The 18531-nt window shown below is 57.5% G+C and carries 12 protein-coding genes; 5 read left to right on the forward strand and 7 right to left on the reverse strand.

Annotated elements, in window-relative coordinates:
• The first annotated feature begins 10 nt into the window (after positions 1-10).
• Entirely contained in the window at positions 11-244 is a 234-nt protein-coding gene (locus tag ABD890_RS12575) for a hypothetical protein (protein ID WP_345089620.1), read from the forward strand.
• Between the two features lie 60 nt (positions 245-304).
• On the opposite strand, the gene uvrA is transcribed toward ABD890_RS12575, so the two are convergent.
• A complete protein-coding gene (uvrA, locus tag ABD890_RS12580; RefSeq protein WP_345089623.1) occupies positions 305-7324 on the reverse strand; it encodes an excinuclease ABC subunit UvrA in 7020 nt (2339 codons plus the stop codon).
• A 265-nt stretch (positions 7325-7589) separates the two neighbouring features.
• Between uvrA and ABD890_RS12585 the strand changes: the two genes are divergently transcribed.
• Positions 7590-8555 carry a C-terminal binding protein gene (locus ABD890_RS12585; protein WP_345089626.1) on the forward strand — a complete coding sequence of 322 codons (966 nt, stop codon included), beginning with the start codon at positions 7590-7592 and terminating at the stop codon, positions 8553-8555.
• Here ABD890_RS12585 and ABD890_RS12590 read toward each other — a convergent pair.
• The gene (locus ABD890_RS12590) at positions 8552-9313 is read right to left on the reverse strand and encodes a hypothetical protein (protein ID WP_345089629.1); all 762 of its coding nucleotides are present in this window, start codon (positions 9311-9313) and stop codon (positions 8552-8554) included. The two genes, ABD890_RS12585 and ABD890_RS12590, sit on opposite strands and share 4 nt — an antisense overlap.
• A 249-nt stretch (positions 9314-9562) precedes the next feature.
• Here ABD890_RS12590 and ABD890_RS12595 point away from each other — a divergent pair, with 249 nt between their 5' ends.
• Positions 9563-10921 carry a Gfo/Idh/MocA family protein gene (locus tag ABD890_RS12595; protein WP_345089632.1) on the forward strand — a complete coding sequence of 453 codons (1359 nt, stop codon included), beginning with the start codon at positions 9563-9565 and terminating at the stop codon, positions 10919-10921.
• Positions 10922-10985: 64 nt separating this feature from the next.
• On the opposite strand, the gene ABD890_RS12600 is transcribed toward ABD890_RS12595, so the two are convergent.
• The 5 genes from ABD890_RS12600 to ABD890_RS12620 all read right to left on the reverse strand — a co-directional run bounded on the left by ABD890_RS12600 (position 10986) and on the right by ABD890_RS12620 (position 16704).
• The gene (locus tag ABD890_RS12600; RefSeq protein ID WP_345089635.1) at positions 10986-11417 is read right to left on the reverse strand and encodes a hypothetical protein; all 432 of its coding nucleotides are present in this window, start codon (positions 11415-11417) and stop codon (positions 10986-10988) included.
• A gap of 25 nt (positions 11418-11442) precedes the next feature.
• Complete coding sequence (locus ABD890_RS12605) at positions 11443-12444, reverse strand: DUF1559 family PulG-like putative transporter (RefSeq protein WP_345089638.1); 1002 nt, start codon at positions 12442-12444, stop codon at positions 11443-11445.
• Between the two features lie 279 nt (positions 12445-12723).
• On the reverse strand, positions 12724-13176 hold the full coding sequence (locus ABD890_RS12610; protein ID WP_345089641.1) for a hypothetical protein: 453 nt from the start codon (positions 13174-13176) through the stop codon (positions 12724-12726).
• A 20-nt stretch (positions 13177-13196) separates the two neighbouring features.
• A complete protein-coding gene (locus tag ABD890_RS12615) occupies positions 13197-14195 on the reverse strand; it encodes a DUF1559 family PulG-like putative transporter (RefSeq protein WP_345089643.1) in 999 nt (332 codons plus the stop codon).
• Between the two features lie 388 nt (positions 14196-14583).
• The gene (locus tag ABD890_RS12620; RefSeq protein WP_345089646.1) at positions 14584-16704 is read right to left on the reverse strand and encodes a DNA topoisomerase VI subunit B; all 2121 of its coding nucleotides are present in this window, start codon (positions 16702-16704) and stop codon (positions 14584-14586) included.
• A 454-nt stretch (positions 16705-17158) separates the two neighbouring features.
• Between ABD890_RS12620 and ABD890_RS12625 the strand changes: the two genes are divergently transcribed.
• Together ABD890_RS12625 and ABD890_RS12630 are read left to right on the forward strand one after the other, a co-directional pair.
• On the forward strand, positions 17159-17524 hold the full coding sequence (locus tag ABD890_RS12625; RefSeq protein ID WP_345089649.1) for a hypothetical protein: 366 nt from the start codon (positions 17159-17161) through the stop codon (positions 17522-17524).
• Positions 17525-17580: 56 nt separating this feature from the next.
• Positions 17581-18192 (forward strand): hypothetical protein, encoded by a 612-nt coding sequence (locus tag ABD890_RS12630; protein WP_345089652.1) that lies wholly within the window; start codon positions 17581-17583, stop codon positions 18190-18192.
• The last annotated feature ends 339 nt before the right edge of the window (positions 18193-18531 follow it).

Below are 18531 nucleotides of genomic sequence, written 5' to 3' on the forward strand. Positions count from 1 at the left end.
GGAAAGAGAAATGAACCAGAAGCGTCTGGTCAGCGACCGCCCTAGAATTCCATTAATAACGGCAAACCACATGGCGTCAAACGTGATTTTTAGCCTGAATTCCGGGGCCCATTTGTCGGAGAGCAAAACCCCACAAAGAGTTGCGCAGATCGATCAAAGGCTGATCATCATTAAAAGAGTAGACAAAAAAGTGCCAAAGTTTTGGCGCGTGATTTCAGCCGGTCGCGAGGCGTATTGTGCCTGATGTTTTCGAGGCAAACGCATGCCTCCGCTCAATGGAAGGCATGCGGTCTTTACGACGCGATTAGAGGAGCGATTGTTGACCGGACGATTTTTCTCGCTCGTAGTGTTCCGACAGAAATGCTCGGAGGTCTCCCTTTTTCAGGTCGGTCTCGTTGCGAAAGTGCAACCGGACGACTTCTTCGCCACCGCGAGCCTGGTCAACGTCGGGCTCGTGGCCTAATTCGGCAATTCTTCCCTGCGTAGTGGACGCTTGGGCGGTCTTCAATTCCAAGCGAACATGTTCGGGTTTCTTCGTCGAAACTACGGCCCAAGCAGTGCGTTTGCCAGGGATCATCATGTTGATAAGCATCTGGTTGTTCCACAAGATCTCGCCCTGCGGAGCAATGTCTTTCAGAAGTTCGATCACTTCCTCAAGCACGGTCTGATCCCACGCCACCGACTTACCTGGCGGGAAGCCCTTCCGCGACAAGTGCCACTTTTCACCCAGCTTCTTCCAGGGCATATGGCTTTCGACATCCTGACCGACGGTCGCTTCGTACTTCTGGAAGCCGACGATCGCGTCGTCGATAAACTTCCAGAACGAAGGCTTGTTGATCTCGTGCCAGCTATGGGCTCGGACTTCGATCTCTTGGAACGGGCCACGCAGGTTCTTCACCTTCACGCGTGGATCGTTGCTGTAGATCGGCAAGTCGTCCATCTGGTTGAGCGTCGGCAGGTCGAGTTCCTGCGGCAGTTCGTACTTGTTAAAGGTCCCCTTCATCACGCGGAACTTCATCTTCAGCAGCCAGGTCTCGCCGGTGATGGCATGGAAGAACCAGCCGTCTGACTTGCGTTTGGCGGCAATCTCGACGATCGTCCGCGAGTTCCAGTTCGGATCGCTGAACAGATCGGTCGATTGAATCCGTTCGACCACTTCGGCCAGGACTTTGCCTTCCCAGTTGCATGGCTGACCATCGCGACCGACGCGATCTTTGGTGTGCCACTTCTGCCCGTCCAGTTCCCAAGGCATTTGAATCTGGGCACCTACATCGTCGATATCGAGGTCCCCTTCTCGTTCCGCATCGGTCGCGTTGGGATCGTACAGGGGACGCTCTTGTCGCGGGGCGGCTGCCAGAACCGGAGCGAGGGCTTCGCCGGTGTGACTTCGCAGCCAGGTCATGCCGCGGTCGTCGGTCAGCGTCGAGGCCTCGCTCTTCTGCTTCTTGGCAACCTTCTGGAACGATTCAGAGTAAGCGACCACATCTTCCGGCGTGCCGACCGTCACTACCTGGCCGCCAGACTGGCCTGCTTCCGGCCCCATCTCGATCATCCAGTCGGCCTGCTTCAAGATGTCGAGATTGTGTTCGATCACGATCACCGTGTTGCCCATGTCGACCAGACGGTGGAACACGTCGAGCAACTTCTTCAGGTCTTCAAAGTGTAAGCCGGTCGAAGGTTCGTCCAGCAGATACAGGGTGCGTCCGGTGTCGGGGCGAGCCAACTCGCTGGCCAGCTTCACACGCTGGGCTTCACCGCCCGAAAGCGTCGCGGCCGATTGGCCGAGGGTGACGTATTCGAGGCCCACATCGCATAGCGTCTGCAAGATGCGGCGGATTTTAGGAATGTTCTCGAAGAGCTGCACGGCCTGACCACACGACATTTCGAGCACTTCCGAAACCGATCGACCGTGGAACTTGACGGCCAAGGTCTCTTCGTTGTAGCGGCGACCATCGCACGTTTCGCACGTGACCCAAACGTCAGGCAGGAAGTGCATCTCGATACACTTTTGGCCCATGCCTTGGCAGTCTTCGCAGCGTCCCCCTTCGACATTGAAGCTGAAGCGGCGAGCCGTGTAGCCACGCACTTTGGCGTCGGGAAGTTGCGCGAACAGTTCGCGAATCAAGTCGAACACGCCGGTATAAGTTGCCGGGTTCGAGCTCGGACTGTTGCCGATTGGCTGCTGGTCAACGCGGATCACCTTGTTGATGTTTTCGACCCCGCGCAGGGCGTCGTGAGCGCCTGGGATCGTCGATGCACGGTGCAGTCGCCGGGCGAGCGTGTTGTAAAGGATGTCTTGGACGAGTGTGCTCTTACCGCTACCGCTCGGGCCGCCAATCGCCACGAAGGCACCCAGCGGAATCTGTACGTTCACGTCGCGCAGATTACGGTGGTTCGCACCGACGATCTCGAGCCATTCGCCCGAAGGACTGCTGAAGTCGGAGATGACATCTTCGTCGGTGTTGTCCGAGATCGACATCATGCGTCGATTGGTCGGAGCATAGATGGCGGTCTTGCCGGAGATGTAAGGACCGGTGACCGAATTTGCGTTCTTCGCGATCTGCTTCGGGGTTCCTTCGGCGACGACCATACCACCGTTGCGGCCAGCCCGAGGACCGAAGTCGATCAGGCGATCACAGCCTTCAATCACTTCCTGATCGTGTTCGACCACCAGCAGCGTGTTGCCGAGGTCACGGAGGCGGTGCAGTGCCTTGAGCAACCGCAAGTTGTCGCGAGGATGCAGACCGATCGTCGGTTCGTCCAGCACATACAGCACACCGCAGAGGCCGCTACCTAACTGGCTGGCCAGGCGAATACGTTGCGCTTCACCGGCCGACAACGTCGGAGCCGTGCGGCGGAGCGTCAGGTATTCCAGACCAACGTCCAGCAGGAACTGTACGCGACCATCGATCTCGCGAAGGATCTCGCCAGCGATCTTTTGTTCGCGTTTTTTCAGTTTGGCCGAACGAACGAAGTCGAGCAGTTCCGATAGCGGCATGCTGGTGATGTCGCGCATCGACTTCTTGCGGAAGCGAACCGACGAAGCATCGTCACGCAGCCGCGAACCGTCGCATGTCGTGCACTCCACTTCGGCGACCAGCGATTCCAATTGACCACGGAACGCCGGGCTCAAACGCGAGGCATCTTCGAGCGCGGGATAAAGCCCCTTGAACTGGAAGCGGAAGTCGAGCTTCTCTTTCTTCGCGTCCGAGTAGACATCGTACGTCGTGTCGCCGGTGCCATGCAGGATGATACGACGCTGACGGGCACCAAGCTGCTCGAACGGTACGTCGAGCGGAATCTTGTTCTTCTGGCAGATCGCCTCGAGCATCTGCATCGCCATTGGCGATTTCAAATCGGGCCACAGCCGCAAGGCACCTTCGGCCAGGCTTCGCTTCGGATCGCTCAGCAGTGCGGTTGGGTCGGCGCCGGTTTGGGTTCCCAGACCTTCGCAGTCAGGACACCAGCCAAGGTAGCTGTTGAACGAGAAGTTGTGTGGCGAAAGAGGCTCGAAGCTGCGATCGCACTGCTCGCACGAAAGCTTCTGGCTCAAACGCTTGGTCCGCCAATGAGCTTCTGGAACGCCTTCTTCCGCGTAGGCCAACACCAGCACGCCGCCGGATTGGCTGAGCGCGATTTCCACACTGTCAGCGATACGCGGACGAGCGTCCTGGCGAACCGAAATACGGTCGACGACGACTTCGACATCATGTTTGCGGCGGCGGTCGATCTTCGGAGGACGATCGAGCGTGTGGACCACGCCATCAACGCGAATACGTTGATAGCCGGCCGCTTTCAGTTCTTCCCACAGGTCGGAATACTGCTGCCCGGTGTCGAGGGTGCGCGGAGCCAGCAAAAAGAGCTTGGTTCCCTCTTCTTCCTGCAGAACCTTGTCAGTGATCTGTGTCGACGTTTGCGTCTTGATAGGGACATCGCAGTCGGGGCAATGCGGCACTCCCAGACGGCTCATCAGCACACGCAGGTAGTCGTAAATCTCGGTCACCGTACCGACGGTCGAACGTGGAGACTTGCCGAGGTTCTTTTGTTCGATCGCGATTGCTGGCGAAAGGCCTTCGATGTGATCGACCTTCGGCTTCTGCATCTGGCCAACAAACTGCCGAGCGTACGCGCTCAAGCTTTCGACGTAGCGGCGTTGACCTTCGGCGTAGATGGTGTCCATCGCCAGCGAGCTTTTACCGCTACCGCTCGGACCGCAGAAGACCGTCATCTTGTCACGATCGATGCTGACGCTGACGTCCTTCAAGTTGTGCATTTTGGCACCACGGACGTCGATCCGTTTGGCCTGGACCTTGGCGGTCTGCTGCGAAAGCTTGGCGGCACGTTTGATCTCGGCGACGGCTCGGCTGGTCTCGCCCTTGAGAAGCGGCTTGAGCGCCTGGCCGGTGAACGAAGCTTCGACGGCGGCGACATCTTCCGGCGTTCCCTCGGCGACGATTGTCCCCCCGTTCACACCACCATCCGGACCAAGGTCGACAACCCAGTCGGCCGTTTTGATCACGTCCAGATTGTGTTCGACCACCAGCACCGTGTTGCCGGCGTCGGCGAAGTTGTGCAGCACTTTCAGCAGCATCTTGGTATCGGCGAAGTGCAAACCGGTGGTCGGTTCGTCCAGCAGGTAAAGAGTCTTGCCGGTGCTTCGCTTCGAAAGCTCTTTGGCGAGCTTGATACGCTGAGCTTCACCGCCAGACAGGGTCGGTGATGGCTGACCAAGCTTAATGTAATCGAGCCCGACGTCATGCAACGTTTGCAGCTTCTGGGCGATCTTAGGGACGTTTTCAAATGTCTTGAGTGCTTCTTGGACATCCATCTCCAGGATGTCGGCGATCGACTTGTCTTTGAACAAGATCTCGAGCGTTTCGCGATTGAAGCGATGCCCTTCGCACACGGGACAGGTCACCCAGATGTCGGCCAGGAAGTCCATTTCCAGTTTGTTGGCACCGTTCCCTTCGCAAGCACTACAGCGGCCGCCATCCACGTTGAAACTGAAGCGGCCAGGCTTGTAGCCCCGTTTGCGGGACTCGGGCAGTTGCGCGAACAGATCACGAATTTCGTCGAAGACCTTGATGTAGGTCGCCGGGTTACTGCGCGGCGTGCGGCCGATGGGGCTTTGATCGATGGCGATCATCTTGTCGAGATGCTCAATGCCTTCGATCCGTTCATGTTCGCCTGGCTCGCCAAGGCCGCCGTTCAAGTCGCGGCGGAGGGCTTCGACCAGAATGCCATTGATCAGCGAGCTCTTCCCGCTACCGCTCGCCCCGGTGATACAGACGAAGCCACCCAGCGGGATTTCGGCCGTGATGTTCTTCAGGTTGTTCTGGGCGGCGCCGATGATGCGGATCTTCTTCTCGCCGATCTTCCGCCGCGTCTCAGGGATCTCGATCTTTTCTTTGCCGGAGAGGAATCGCCCTGTGACGCTTTCTTCGACGTCTTCCAGTTGTTTGGCGGAACCCTGGGCGACCACATAGCCACCCCGGACCCCTGCTCCGGGACCGAAGTCGATGATATGGTCGGCGACGCGCATGGTGTCTTCGTCGTGTTCGACCACCAGGACGGTGTTCCCCAGGTCGCGAAGATCGTTCAGCGTTGCCAGCAAACGGTCGTTATCGCGCGGATGCAAACCAATCGAAGGTTCGTCCAGAATGTACGTGACGCCAACCAGGCCGCAGCCGATCTGGCCTGCCAGGCGGATACGCTGCGACTCACCACCGCTAAGCGTGGGGGCCGTTCGATCGAGCGTCAGGTACTCGAGACCAACATTCTGCAGGAAGCCGAGGCGTCCGCGAATTTCTTTCGTCGCTTCTTCCGCGATCTTCGCCGACAAAGAATCGAGTTGAAGGGCTTCGAAGAAGTCGGATGCTTCCTGAATCGAAAGCTGGCAGATCTGAGGCAGCGACTTCGAGTTCTCTTTCCCAAAGACTTTGCTGGCCGTCGAAATCTTGACGCTCCGAGCCTGAGGATTCAAGCGATCCCCATGACACTGCGGGCAGATGACGGTAGCCATGTACTTTTCGAGCTGCCGCTGCTGTGGCTTCGAGTTCGTATTGCGATACTTCTCGAGCAGGTCAGGGACAATACCACCGTAGGTGCCGCCGTACATCTGTGGGCTATTACCGCCTCGCCAGGTGAACGTGATGTGCTCGTCGCCGGTGCCCCACAGCAGGTAGTCGTGGTGCTCTTTCTGCATGTCGCGCCAGGCCGTTTCCAGCAAGGCACCTTTGCCCAGGTCGTACTTGCGCTCCATCGTGTCGGCGACACCCTGATAGATGTGTCGCTTCCAGCGGCCGAGCTCTTTCCATTTGCCCAGCAGTTCGATGGCACCCTGCTTGAACGACAGCGTCACGTCCGGAACAAGCAGTTCAGGATCGAACGTGTAGACCTTCCCCAGACCGTCGCAGGTCGGGCACATCCCCTGGGGCGAGTTGAAGCTGAACAATTGCGGCGTGGGGGGAACGTACGAGATGCCACAGTCGACGCACGCATAGTCGACCGAAAACATCATGTCGCCGGCGACGGCCGTCTTGCTCCGTTTGCTTTTGGCTCGCTTCGGCTTGGGGGCTTCCTCAGCACCTTCGGCGGCTTCTTCGTCGCGCGGGGCAATGATCAAGCTGCCTTCGCCCATCTTCAAGGCCAGCTCGACCGCTTCGGCCAGACGGCCGCGGATGTTTTCTTTGATCGTGATACGGTCGATCACCAGCTCGATGTTATGCCGCATCTGGCGATCGAGCTGAAGTTCATCGTTCAGCTGAATCACTTCGCCATCGACACGGGCCCGGACGAACCCCTGCTTTAGCAGGTCGATGAAGAGATCTTTGAACTCACCTTTCTGGCCACGAACCAGCGGAGCCAATACTGAGAACGCCGAACCTTCCGGCTGTTCGAGAATCCGCTCGAGGATCTGTTCGCGGGTTTGGGCGGTCAGCTTCTTACCGCACTCGCTACAGAAGCCTTGGCCAACACGCGAGAAGATCACGCGCAGGTAGTCGTAGATCTCGGTGATCGTGCCGACCGTACTGCGAGGATTGTTGCTCGTGGTCTTCTGCGAAATCGAGATGCTAGGGGTCAAGCCGCCGATGAAGTCGACATCAGGCTTGGGCATCTGCCCCATGAATTGGCGCGCATAGCTAGACAAGCTCTCGACGTAACGCCGCTGCCCTTCCGCATAGATCGTGTCAAACGCGAGCGAGCTCTTTCCACTTCCACTCACGCCTGTCAGGCAGATCAGCTTATTGCGAGGCAGCGTCAGAGTGACGTCACGCAGATTGTGTTCGCGGGCCCCTTTGACTTCGATATCGGAAACCGGCATAGATGCTCGTCCGTGGGTTCACTTCGCGGCTTGGTTCGGTCGAATCCATCGATTTTAGGGGACGTGCCAGTGGCGGAGAAGGGTATACGGCATTGTCGACAAGGGGAAACCTTGCTCTCGAAACGCGACATTTGGTCCCCCTACCAGCCGAAATGACGCCCAGAGCGGTCTTGTCAGAGGGTTCACCCAGCGGATCGAGACCAGTATTATGGGGCTTTTCGCCGCCCCGCGATCCTTCCACGTCAAACCCCCACAAGTACCCAAGATGGCCAAATACCACGTTCTGCTGACTGACTACGCCTGGGAAGAACTCGAAATCGAAAAGAAAGTTCTTGCTGACAACGATGTCGAGTTGATCGTCTCGCCTTCTAAAGACGAGCAAACGCTGGTCGAACTAGCCCAAAAGCACCAGGTCGACGCCATCATGACCAACTGGGCCCTGGTGACCGAAAAGGTAATTTCCGCCTCGCCAAAGGTGAAGATCGTCGCTCGGCTAGGGATCGGCCTGGATAACATCGATATCGATTACTGCACTTCCAAGGGGATCCTGGTCACCAACACGCCGGACTACTGCCTGACCGAAGTCGCCGAGCATACGCTGGCCCTGATGTTCGCTTGTGCTCGTAAAGTGGCGATGTACCACCACGACACGATGTCGGGCAAATACGACCTGACGGCTGGCCCGATCATGCGTCGGATGGAAGGTCAAACACTGGGGATCGTTGGTTTGGGCAACATTGGGATGCTGCTTGCCCAAAAAGCGAAGTGCCTCGGCCTGAACGTTCTGGCCACCAGCCGGAGTGGGAAGAGTATGGACGGCGTCAAAACGGTCGAAATGGACGAGTTGCTGGCTGAGTCTGATTACGTCGCGCTGCTGATTCCAGCGACACCGGACACTAAGAAGTCGATCGGTGCCGAGCAGTTCAAGAAGATGAAGCCGACGGCTTACCTGATCAATACCGCTCGCGGGGCGATCGTCGATCACGATGCCCTGGCCGCCGCCTTGGATGCTGGCGAACTGGCAGGTGCGGCGCTCGACGTCCAAGATCCAGAGCCATGCGACTTGAGCGTGGCCCCTTACAACGATCCCCGCGTGATCATTACGCCTCACGCGGCTTTTGTTAGTGTCGAATCGCTGGAAAACATGCGGAGCCGCGTCTCGCGTCAGGTGGTCGATTGCCTGCATGGCAAGACTCCTGAGAACGTCCGCAACGGTTTGACCGCCGGTTAAAGCTCGACGTTGTCTGGCAGCGGCTTGATGGTCAGACCGCCGCTGCTGCGGATTTCCAGTTCGTACGATTTGCCCGGACGAACTTTCATCCCTTGCGATTCTTCGTTGGCCGCTCGAACACCATACTCGGCGGCCTTGGTGGGATCGTTGGCGATGTCCCAGAAGTTGTTCCAGATCTTCTGTTCGTATTCCGACGGCTCGTCCCGTACGCCATAAACTTCAGGACGCTCGCCGACCTGGTCGATCGCGAAACCATCGATCGGCTTTTGATGCTCGCCGTAGATCTTCTGCAACAGGTAGATCGAAGCGGAACGGAGCGGGTCGTTGGTCTCGACCAGTTCGTCATCGAACTTCACCACTTTGCCGTTCACATAGACCATGTCGCCGTCGATCTTGAATCGCTGCGGCTCGGTGAGCGGCGTGCCATGCTGGTCGACCTCGACGAACTCGATGGTCGATTCAACGCGTTCGGCCCCTTCCGGCTTCTCTTGGCTCACCACTTTCAGACGAGCCACCCGGCGATCGATCTTTAGCAACTTGATCCGGAGCGAGAGTTGGTCGATCGCTTCTTCCAACTCGCCGATCTTCGCGACGTGCTCTTGAAGCTCTTTCTCTTTGGCGGCCAACTGCAGTTCTTTTTCGTTGTAGACCGACCACGCGTAGTACGAAACGCTCGAAAACGCGATCAGCAGCAACAAAATCAGAAGTGTCCGGACCGAGTCGTTGAATCGGTCGATACTTTCACCCACCTTGGGCATACGCTTGCTCCTGGAGCCCGGAAATTCGGGAATTGATGTCTCGTCAATGAATGTCAATAGATTCGGGCCGCCTGATACTATCGTACCTCGTTCCGGGCAGGCGAACCAATCCCAGCTTGGTGGTCCCCATTGGATCGAGGCCGCCAGTTGTCGGGCCGCAACGATTTTCCTGGCAGAAAGGGCTCTGCCGGGCTGTTAAGATAGATGAGACACCTTCCCTCATCGAATCTATCCGTTCCGGAGCCCAACATGGATCGTCGACAGTTTCTTACGACCGCCGCCGCGGTGACCACGATTGCTACGCTGCCTCGCTCGACCTGGGCGGAAGATCTACTCGATATCAAACCGAAGCGGGTTGGGCTGATTGGTTGCGGCTGGTATGGCAAGTGCGACCTGATGCGGCTGATCCAGGTCGCCCCGGTCGAGGTCGTTTCGATCTGCGATGTCGACAGCCAGATGCGAACCGGCGCGGCCGAATTGATCGCTTCTCGCCAGAAATCAGGCCAGCAGCCTCGACAGTTTGGCGACTATCGTAAGATGCTCGCCGAGAAAGATCTCGATATCTGCTTGATTGGCACTCCCGACCATTGGCATGCGTTGACCATGATCGAAGCCTGTCGCGCCGGGGCCGATGTCTACGTGCAAAAGCCGATCAGCCGCGATATCGTCGAAGGTCAGGCGATGCTGGCCGCGGCTCGCAAGTACGACCGCGTTGTGCAAGTTGGTACGCAGCGCCGCAGTACGGCTCACTTGATCGAAGCCCGAGATAAGGTGGTCCGCGAAGGCTTGCTCGGCACGATCGGGCACGCCGAAGTCTGCTGTTACTATGGCATGGGACGCGATCGGAAAGCCGAGAACTGCCCGCCGCCTGAGTATCTCGATTACGAGATGTGGACCGGGCCGGCTCCCAAGCTTCCCTTCAACCCGGTGATGCACCCACGCAGTTGGCGAATGTTCGATGAATTCGGCAACGGCATCATGGGCGACATGTGCATCCACATGCTGGATACGGTCCGCTGGATGCTGAACCTCGGCTGGCCGAACTCCGTCAACAGCCGTGGCGGAACGTACGTCTACCAAGACGCCACTGGCAATGTTCCCGACACCCAGGTCGCGACGTTTGATTTCGACGAACTGGATGTCGTCTGGACGCATCGAACCTACGGAGATGCCCCTGACCGCGACTACCCTTGGGCGTTGTTCCTTTATGGCGACAAGGGAACGCTGAAAGCGAGCGTCAACAAGTACGAGTACTTCCCGAAGGGCACGAGAAAGGCGACCCTAACAGGCAGTCCCAAGACCGAGTGGGACAAGTATCCAGAAGATCAGCACGAGAAAGATCTGGAGCAGCATGTCGCTGCCGCGAACCGGGCCCATCAACGGAACTTCCTGCAAGCGATCGAGAATCGCAGCCGACCTGTGGCCGACATTGAACAGGGACACATCTCGACCGCCAGTTGTATTCTGGCGAACTTGTCGCTCAAGCTCGGGCGAAGCCTGACGTGGGATGCCGAGCAGCAGCAGGTCGCCGGCGACGACGAGGCCAACAAGCTGCTCGCCCGAACCTATCGAGGCGAGTGGACTCATCCGACGCCTGACAATGTCTAACGAAAAAAGCCTGACATCGTACACGACGCCAGGCCTTTCTCGGTTCCGTCTGGAGGCACGCAGGCTATTTACCCTGCGTGCTTAGCTGGATATCGAACACGTTGGATCCGTCGGTGATGGTGACTTCGCCAATCTGTTCGTAATAGTTGCGAGGCAGCTTGTCGAACGGTGTCGGAGCTGGCTTTTCGCCTGGCTTTGGCATCGCTCGGGTAATCTCGCTCGGCAGCAGCTTGATCATGTGCGTACCGGGCAAAATGCCTTTCCGCGTCGCGGTGAACTCAGCAACATAGTTGCCGTCGGCATCGGTTCGAGCATACGAAGGGGATGCTCCTGGGCCGGTTGGCTGAAACTGCAGCGAAAGTCCTTCCGGGGCAGGCTGACCATCGATGGTTACCGCGCCGGTCAACGACGACGAAAGGTTGCCTGGCCCACAACCGACCAGGGCTGCGAGCACTACGGCAAACAAGCTAAGCGAAGAAATCGAAATCTTGGTCACGAGAACTTCTCCGGATCGGTGGGGATTAATATTCGCCAAGGGTCACGCCGTCGTCCGACATGCCTAGCCGCTGATAAACACCAACGGTGTTCTTGTCGAGATTCGAGAACGAAGTGTAGTAGGCTGCCTGACCACCGCTGGTCGTCAGACCTTCGCTCGATTCGATCGTGTCGCTGATGAAGTGCACGCTGCCGTCGGCGAACAGGAAGTTCGCACCGCCTGGGTGCATGCTGGCAAATGCCGAGTAATAACGACCGGTCAGTGGCGTGTTCAACTTGTTCGAAAACGTACGTCCCAAGACCTTCGGAGCCGACCAATAGGTTTCGCTGTACGAATTACCAACGCCAACCCAGTAGCCTGCCTGGTGGAGGTAATCGCGCTCGCCGATGGCAAACGTATTGCTGGTTCCGTCGGTGATGCGAGCCATGTTGATCCCATCTTGAACGTTCATCACGCCGTGCCAGTCTGGGACCTGGGCCGAAGGCGAGCCGTTCCAGTTGTAGGTGTAGTGACCCATGCAAGCGACGTAGTTGCTGATGGCAGGCTTGGTCGATTCTGGACCGCTGGAGTGAATGAAGTCGACGGTCGTGTTGATCTCGCCGTTGCTCGCATCGCTAGGACAAAGGTAGCCACTGATGGGCGTGCGGATGGCGGCCACTTCCAGGGCTGGCCAGTTCGACGAGTTGGTGGTTGGCAACGCTTCGTTGAGTTCTCGCGAAGTCACGCCCAGCGTGTCATGCAGGGCCGACTGTTCGATGAATGGCAACAAGCGAGCGCCCCAGCCCCACTGAGGATTCGTGCCGGCAATCTTTGTCTTGTCGGTGGCCCCATAGCTGGCTGGGAAGTGGCCAAACGTATCGTGGAAGTTGTGTAGCGCAATGCCGATTTGCTTCAGATTGTTATTGCACTGCATGCGACGCGCTGCTTCGCGAGCTTGCTGCACAGCCGGCAGTAACAAAGCGATCAACACACCAATGATGGCAATCACCACCAGCAATTCGACAAGCGTAAAGCCTCGAGCTTTCATCCGGGAACCTCTGGGAACTTAGGCGATAATGAAATAAGAAGACACCTAATATCCCGTGATATTATTCGGGGGTCGTTCCGTCAATGAAGATTTCACGAATTCGCGGGAATCAGGTAGAAACGAGCGTTTTCTGCCGGCAGAATCGCCCAAGAGTGGCTATGGTTCTACATCGATAGCGGGGTGGCATGGACAAGAAATAACCACACCGTTCCCCTTCGCCGAAGCGACTGACAACGGTGTGGAATCTGCCATGAACGAGTTCGTCGGATGCGGTCGAACTTATTTCGACTTGAGGGCAATATCGTGGCGGTTGCTGCCCGACTCGACGACGATGACCTCGATTTCTTCCCAATAGCCGCGTGGAAGGTCGGCCATCGGATTCTTCGGAAGCGGTCCGACCGGGCGACCATCGGGGCCAATCTCGGGCATCGGTGTCTCGACCGAACCTGGGATCAACTTCACGGAGTGTTCTCCGATTTGAATGCCAGGCTTGTTGAACGAGAACTGGGCGACGTAATGACCGCTGTGGTCGGTCTGAGCGTACGAAGGAGAACCGCCGTCGGTCGTGGGAGAGAACTGCAGCGCCACGCCGGCCGGGGCTGGCTTGCCGTCGATGGTCACCACACCGGAGAGCGAAGGAAGACCTCCTCCGCCGCAGCCGGTTACGACCAACAGCACCAACAGAAACAAGCAGCGAGCGAGATTGCCCGCTGCGTTCGTTAAAAATCGCATCGGTTTGATCTCCGCTAGGTTTAGTACTGTCCGACCGACTGGCCATCGTCACGTAAACCGAGCTTCTGATAAACACCGACAGTCGACGTATCGAGATCGCTGTACGAGGTGTACCACGCGGCTGGATTTCCGTCGTTCTTCAGACCTTCCTTCGACTCGATCGTTTCGGCGATAAAGTGGACGCTGCCGTCAGCGAACAGGAAGTTGGCTCCGCCTGGGTGAAGGCTCGAAAAAGCGAGGTAGAACCGTCCGACCAACGGCTGGTTCACCTTCTGGCCGAACGTGCGTCCGATCGCCTTCGGCGAAGACCACGACGATTCTGAATTCACGTTGCCTGGGCCAACCCAGTAAGCCGCATGATGGATCGAGTCCCGTTCGCCGATGGCAAAGGTGTTACTCGTTCCGTCGGTGATGTCGGCCATGCGAGCCCCTTCCTGCGGATTCATCACGCCATGTTGGTTGGGGATGCTGGCCGAAGGAGAAGCGTACCAGTTCGTCGTGTAGTGTCCCATCACACCGGCATAGTTGCTCTTAGCAGGCTTGGTGCTGTCGGGGCCTCCGGTGTGGCAGAAGTCGACCGAGGTATTGATGTCGTCGCCAGGATCGCTGGGGCAAATGAATGCGTCGAGTGGCGTTCGCATCGCAGCGACTTCAACCGCTGGCCAGCTCGAAGAGTTATTGCCTGGCAACGCGTTGTTGAATTCGCGACGTGAAACACCCAACAGGTCGTGCAGGGCAGACTGTTCGAGGAACGGAAGGATCCGCGATCCCCAGCCCCAAGCTTTCACCCAACTGCCGGCGTTGGCCTGGTTGTTGAAGCCGTAGCTCGCCGGAAATCGGCCGTATGTGTCGTGGAAATTATGAAGTCCAAGGCCGATTTGTTTTAGGTTGTTGTTGCATTGCATCCGCCGAGCGGCTTCGCGGGCTTGTTGAACGGCCGGAAGCAGCAGGGCGATCAAAACACCGATAATGGCGATCACCACAAGCAGCTCGACGAGCGTGAAGGCTCGCTTTTTCATGGGAAAATCCTTCCACCGAAATAAGGGATCTAGATGAGACAGGAGGAGGTGGGCTGTGATATATCCCGTGATATATGGCTTTCGCTGGGGTGTCAATTGGAAAAATATACAAAATAAAAAAGTGTGGAGCGTCAGGGGTGCTGTTCCCTTCTGGCTAGGGCAATGCCTGCCCGCAAGACGAAGGGGATCCTGGGAGAAGCTTGCTAACAGATCGCCGTTTCACCGTATACGAGGACGAGTGTATAGCAGGTGCTTACATGGTACTGAGAATGGTTGCGGTGGTTGGAAGGTGGCCGAGTGAAACGCGACAGCGCATCAAAAAGCCTCCATCAGATTGGCTCTGACAGAGGCTTCCGTGTAAATCGAAATACGGAAAGAAGCAGGTTGATTACTCCTCGTCTCCTTCGTCTTCGTCCGCATCGAACAGTTCGTTCTGGGCATCGTCTGAACTGCCCGTCGATGCCGTTTCGGCGGGACGATTGAGCATTTCGGCCAGCATCTCTTCTTCGTCCTTCTGGACAATCAAGACGCCGCCGCCGTAATCGGCTTGAGCCGGGTCGACTGCCTTGCCACTTTCGTCCAAGACCATATCCGCTTCGGCCGTCTTCTTCTTGGCGACCTGAAGCAGTTTTTCGTAGATGTCGTCTTTCTCGACACCGTTGATGTCGCTGACGGCCTGGGCCACTTCGCCGAGGTAACGTCGGAAGATGCTTCGGCGATCGGCCTGCTGCTTCACCTTCATGCGGCGACGCAGGAACATGCCGAGCTTGCGACCGACCGTTTGCAGGGCGAGTCGCATTTCCTTCTGGATCTCGTCGTAGCTGGCAACCGCTTCTTTGGCCTGGTTGGTGAACGGTACCCAGACACTGGCGATGTGAACCATGATCGTGACCGGACCGCTTGGCAAATTGCCACGCGATTGCGACAAGCCATACGACCGCCAGTTGGTGCCGGCGATGGTCTTGGTGATCGCACAGTCGCCATGCTGAAACTGCAGCGGAACGCGGTTGGCATAGCGATAAACGTTCATCGACTGCCCCTCGTTCACGTTCACGTTTTGCATCGCGTCGAAGAGAATGTCGACCTCTTTCGGCTTCATCTTGTTGGGGCTCTTACGCGTGCCCAGCTTCGACGTCTTCAAGATCTTGTCGGCGGCATCGGGCCCCAAGCCATTGAACGTCAGAATCAAAAATTGACGGACCGTTCGGGCATCGGTTTCGTACAGCAACTCTTTCAGCAGATCCTTGGTAATCTTCTGCGTTTCGACATTGCCGCCGTAGGCCAACGCCACTTCGATCTGGAAAGGATTACCGCGATAGACGGCAGGCGGACGCGTGGCAGCCGCATAAAACTCGGCCGGAACGACACTGTGCAGCCCTTTGAGCAACTGCTCCTCCCCGATCGGGACGATGCAATCGGTAGTCGGATTGCTGATCTTGGTATCCTGGATTGCCGAGTACAGTTGTTCGGCATGGTCGCGATCGATTCGCTTCAACCGCATCCGCGTGCTCAGCTTAGCCTTGTCGCAGATCTGCTTCGCGATCGTGGGACTAACGCGCGAGAACGAGTTGGTCAGAAAACCAGAGAGGCTCGACTCGTTGCTCTCTTTGCACATCGAGACCAGTCGACCAAGTTCAACCCCGTAAGGATGCGGCTTGATTTCGGTCGCTTCCGGCGGAAGGATATCGGTCGCCCGGCGATAGGTTCGCTGCACGCCGCTCGGATCGGTGTAGTGTAACGTGACGTGCGGGTTGGCGATTGCCGTTTGTTCGAGGTACTCGTCGACGCTCCCTTTGCCACGCTGATACTTGGCTTCCAGTTCCAGCGAGACGCGGGTGCCGTGGGTCAATGGCTTGGGAGTTTGGTCGGGGGACTCGGGATGGAGATGGGTTTCCCACTCAATGCCGTTTTCTTGAATGTACTTTTCGCCCTTCTCGCCGGGCGGGATGTCTTCGCCGTCCCCCTTACCGTTGAGGATCTCGGGCTTGTTCACCTTGGTATCGATACGAAGTTCGTAGTAGTGAGCCGACTTGGTCTTGCCCGTTTTACTGACGATCTTGATCGGCTTGCCGGTAGTGAGGATGGCATACATGCCGGCGGCACTGATCCCGATACCTTGCTGACCGCGGCTCATGCGCAGACGGTGGAACTTCGAGCCATACAGCAGCTTGCCGAAGATCAACGGAATCTGCTTCTTCAGAATGCCGGGGCCGTTATCCTGGACGGCAGCCTTGTAGCGGCTTTCGCCGGTCTGTTCGACATGCACCCAGATCTCCGGCAGGATGCCCGCTTCTTCACAAGCATCCAGCGAGTTGTCGACCGCTTCCTTGATGGTGGTCAACAACGCCTTCCGCGGATTGTCGAAGCCAAGCATGTGGCGGTTCTTGGCAAAGAACTCGCTAACCGAGATCTCGCGCTGCTTCTTGGCCATCGATTCGGCGGTGGCACGGCGCGGGGCTGACTTCTTGTTTGCGGATCCATTCGCAGTGGTAGTGGCGCCTTCCGACAACGTGAAAACTCCTCAGCAACGGTTGGGCATCATTCGACGCGGGCCAGAACCCCAAAATAGGGAGAGATTCCGGCCGGAAACTGGCTTCCCTTTGCCTCCACCCTATAGCCACTCTTCGACTTGGGCGAGGGGGCAGATGAATGTCGAATCGCCGATTGTAGTAAAGTTTGCCGATTGCGGGGATAGTGGCAGTCTCTGGAACTTAGGGGCGACTGTTACAGTCGGAAGAATAGGGGCTTTTGGAACGATAGGCTCAGAAAGACTCAGAGCTGCGATCGGAATAGCCGATCTAACCAAGGACGGAAGGTCTGGACTTATCTGACCCGCGCAGATTGCCGAAATACCCAAAGGCGGCGGATTGGACCAGGTTCCCATAACAGGTAGAGCCAACCCAAACACTGCCACGGACTCGTGGTTATCCAGTTGCCGTTAAATGGCAGGAGCTATCAATCGGATGAAACGCATCGTTACCACTTGCTTGTTCGCACTGGCTGCGACCGCGGCCGCGCTGACTATTGGCACGCCGGCCCAGGCGAACGAATACGCCAGCCCTTCGGTCGAAGGTGGCATGATGAACCAGTACTACGTTGCCGACCCGTACTACGGATATCCGGCTGCGATGTACACCGCTCCGATCACGACTCCACCGTACGTTCCGCAAACGTACATCACCTATCCGCCGCTGAATCCGCACGAATTCTTGTACAAGCATCACCGCACGTACTACCACTACTACAACGGTGGCCAGGGATTCAACCGCACGAAGGTCCACTGGTACGGCGGTCGTACGCTGCTGAACCCTTACAACCCATTCTTTTAATCGAACCTAATTCGAGCCGGACAGCGTCCCCTCGCTTCACGTAGGAAAACCAGACGATGACCCAGACACGACTGTTTCTCGCTCTCCTCGTCGGCCTGACGTTTGCCGGCAGCGTGCAAACCGCTGAAGCCGGTTGGCTGTGGGGACGTGGATATAGCAACGAAGCCAACGCCCAGCATGCTTCCGAGCTGCCGTGGCACGGTGGCTATGCTTACCAGAACTATCAGACGCCTGTCGCGATGGTTGTTCCGCCGAACGCGAACATGCAGACCAATTACTCGTGGGGCGTGCCGAGCAGCCGCATGACGCCGATCTATCACCAGTTTGGTGTCACGCCAGTCGGTGGAATCACGGGCAGCCCAAGCAGCCTGGGAATCACTCCTTACCACCCAAGCGACACCCGTCAGTTCGGCGTTTACAACGTTCGTGGTCCTTGGACCTGGAATGCCGCCAACCTGAACTATGGCTGGCACATGGGCTTCCACCATCGCCCACACTGGAACGACAAAATCGGTAGCTGCCCGAACGGTAACTGTGGCAACGGTTACTACGGCGGTGGCCAAGGCCACGTCATCACCGAAGAAGGCTACGTTCCTGGTAGCTACAGCGAACAGCCAGTCGCTCCAGCAACCGCTGCTCCGACCCCAGCAGCCAAGCCAGAAGCTTAGTCTTCTCGGCCTCGGCATCTCGAATATCTCGAAGCGAAGCTCTCACCATTGAGGGCTTCGCTTTTTTCATGCGCCTTGCCAGCGGACCAACTTTGACGTTCGCTCCCCTGCTCTGCTACCTTCAGCCTGGCATCGCTGACAGCAGCGAACGTGCTATCGCCGAGGATGCTTCTTCCTACAAAATCGCGTCGCGGCCCTTGCCTGGACATCTCAAGTCGCGAAGGATGTTATCGTCTCGACAACAAGCATGGTCTCCTCCTTCCGGTGCTTGCGTGAGAGCCTGTCGGTTAGGCCCGGTAATGCGGGCATATTTGCCGAATTTCGAGATTCGGAAAGTGT

Source organism: Bremerella cremea (assembly GCF_039541315.1).
Classification (GTDB): Bacteria; Planctomycetota; Planctomycetia; order Pirellulales; family Pirellulaceae; genus Bremerella; species Bremerella cremea.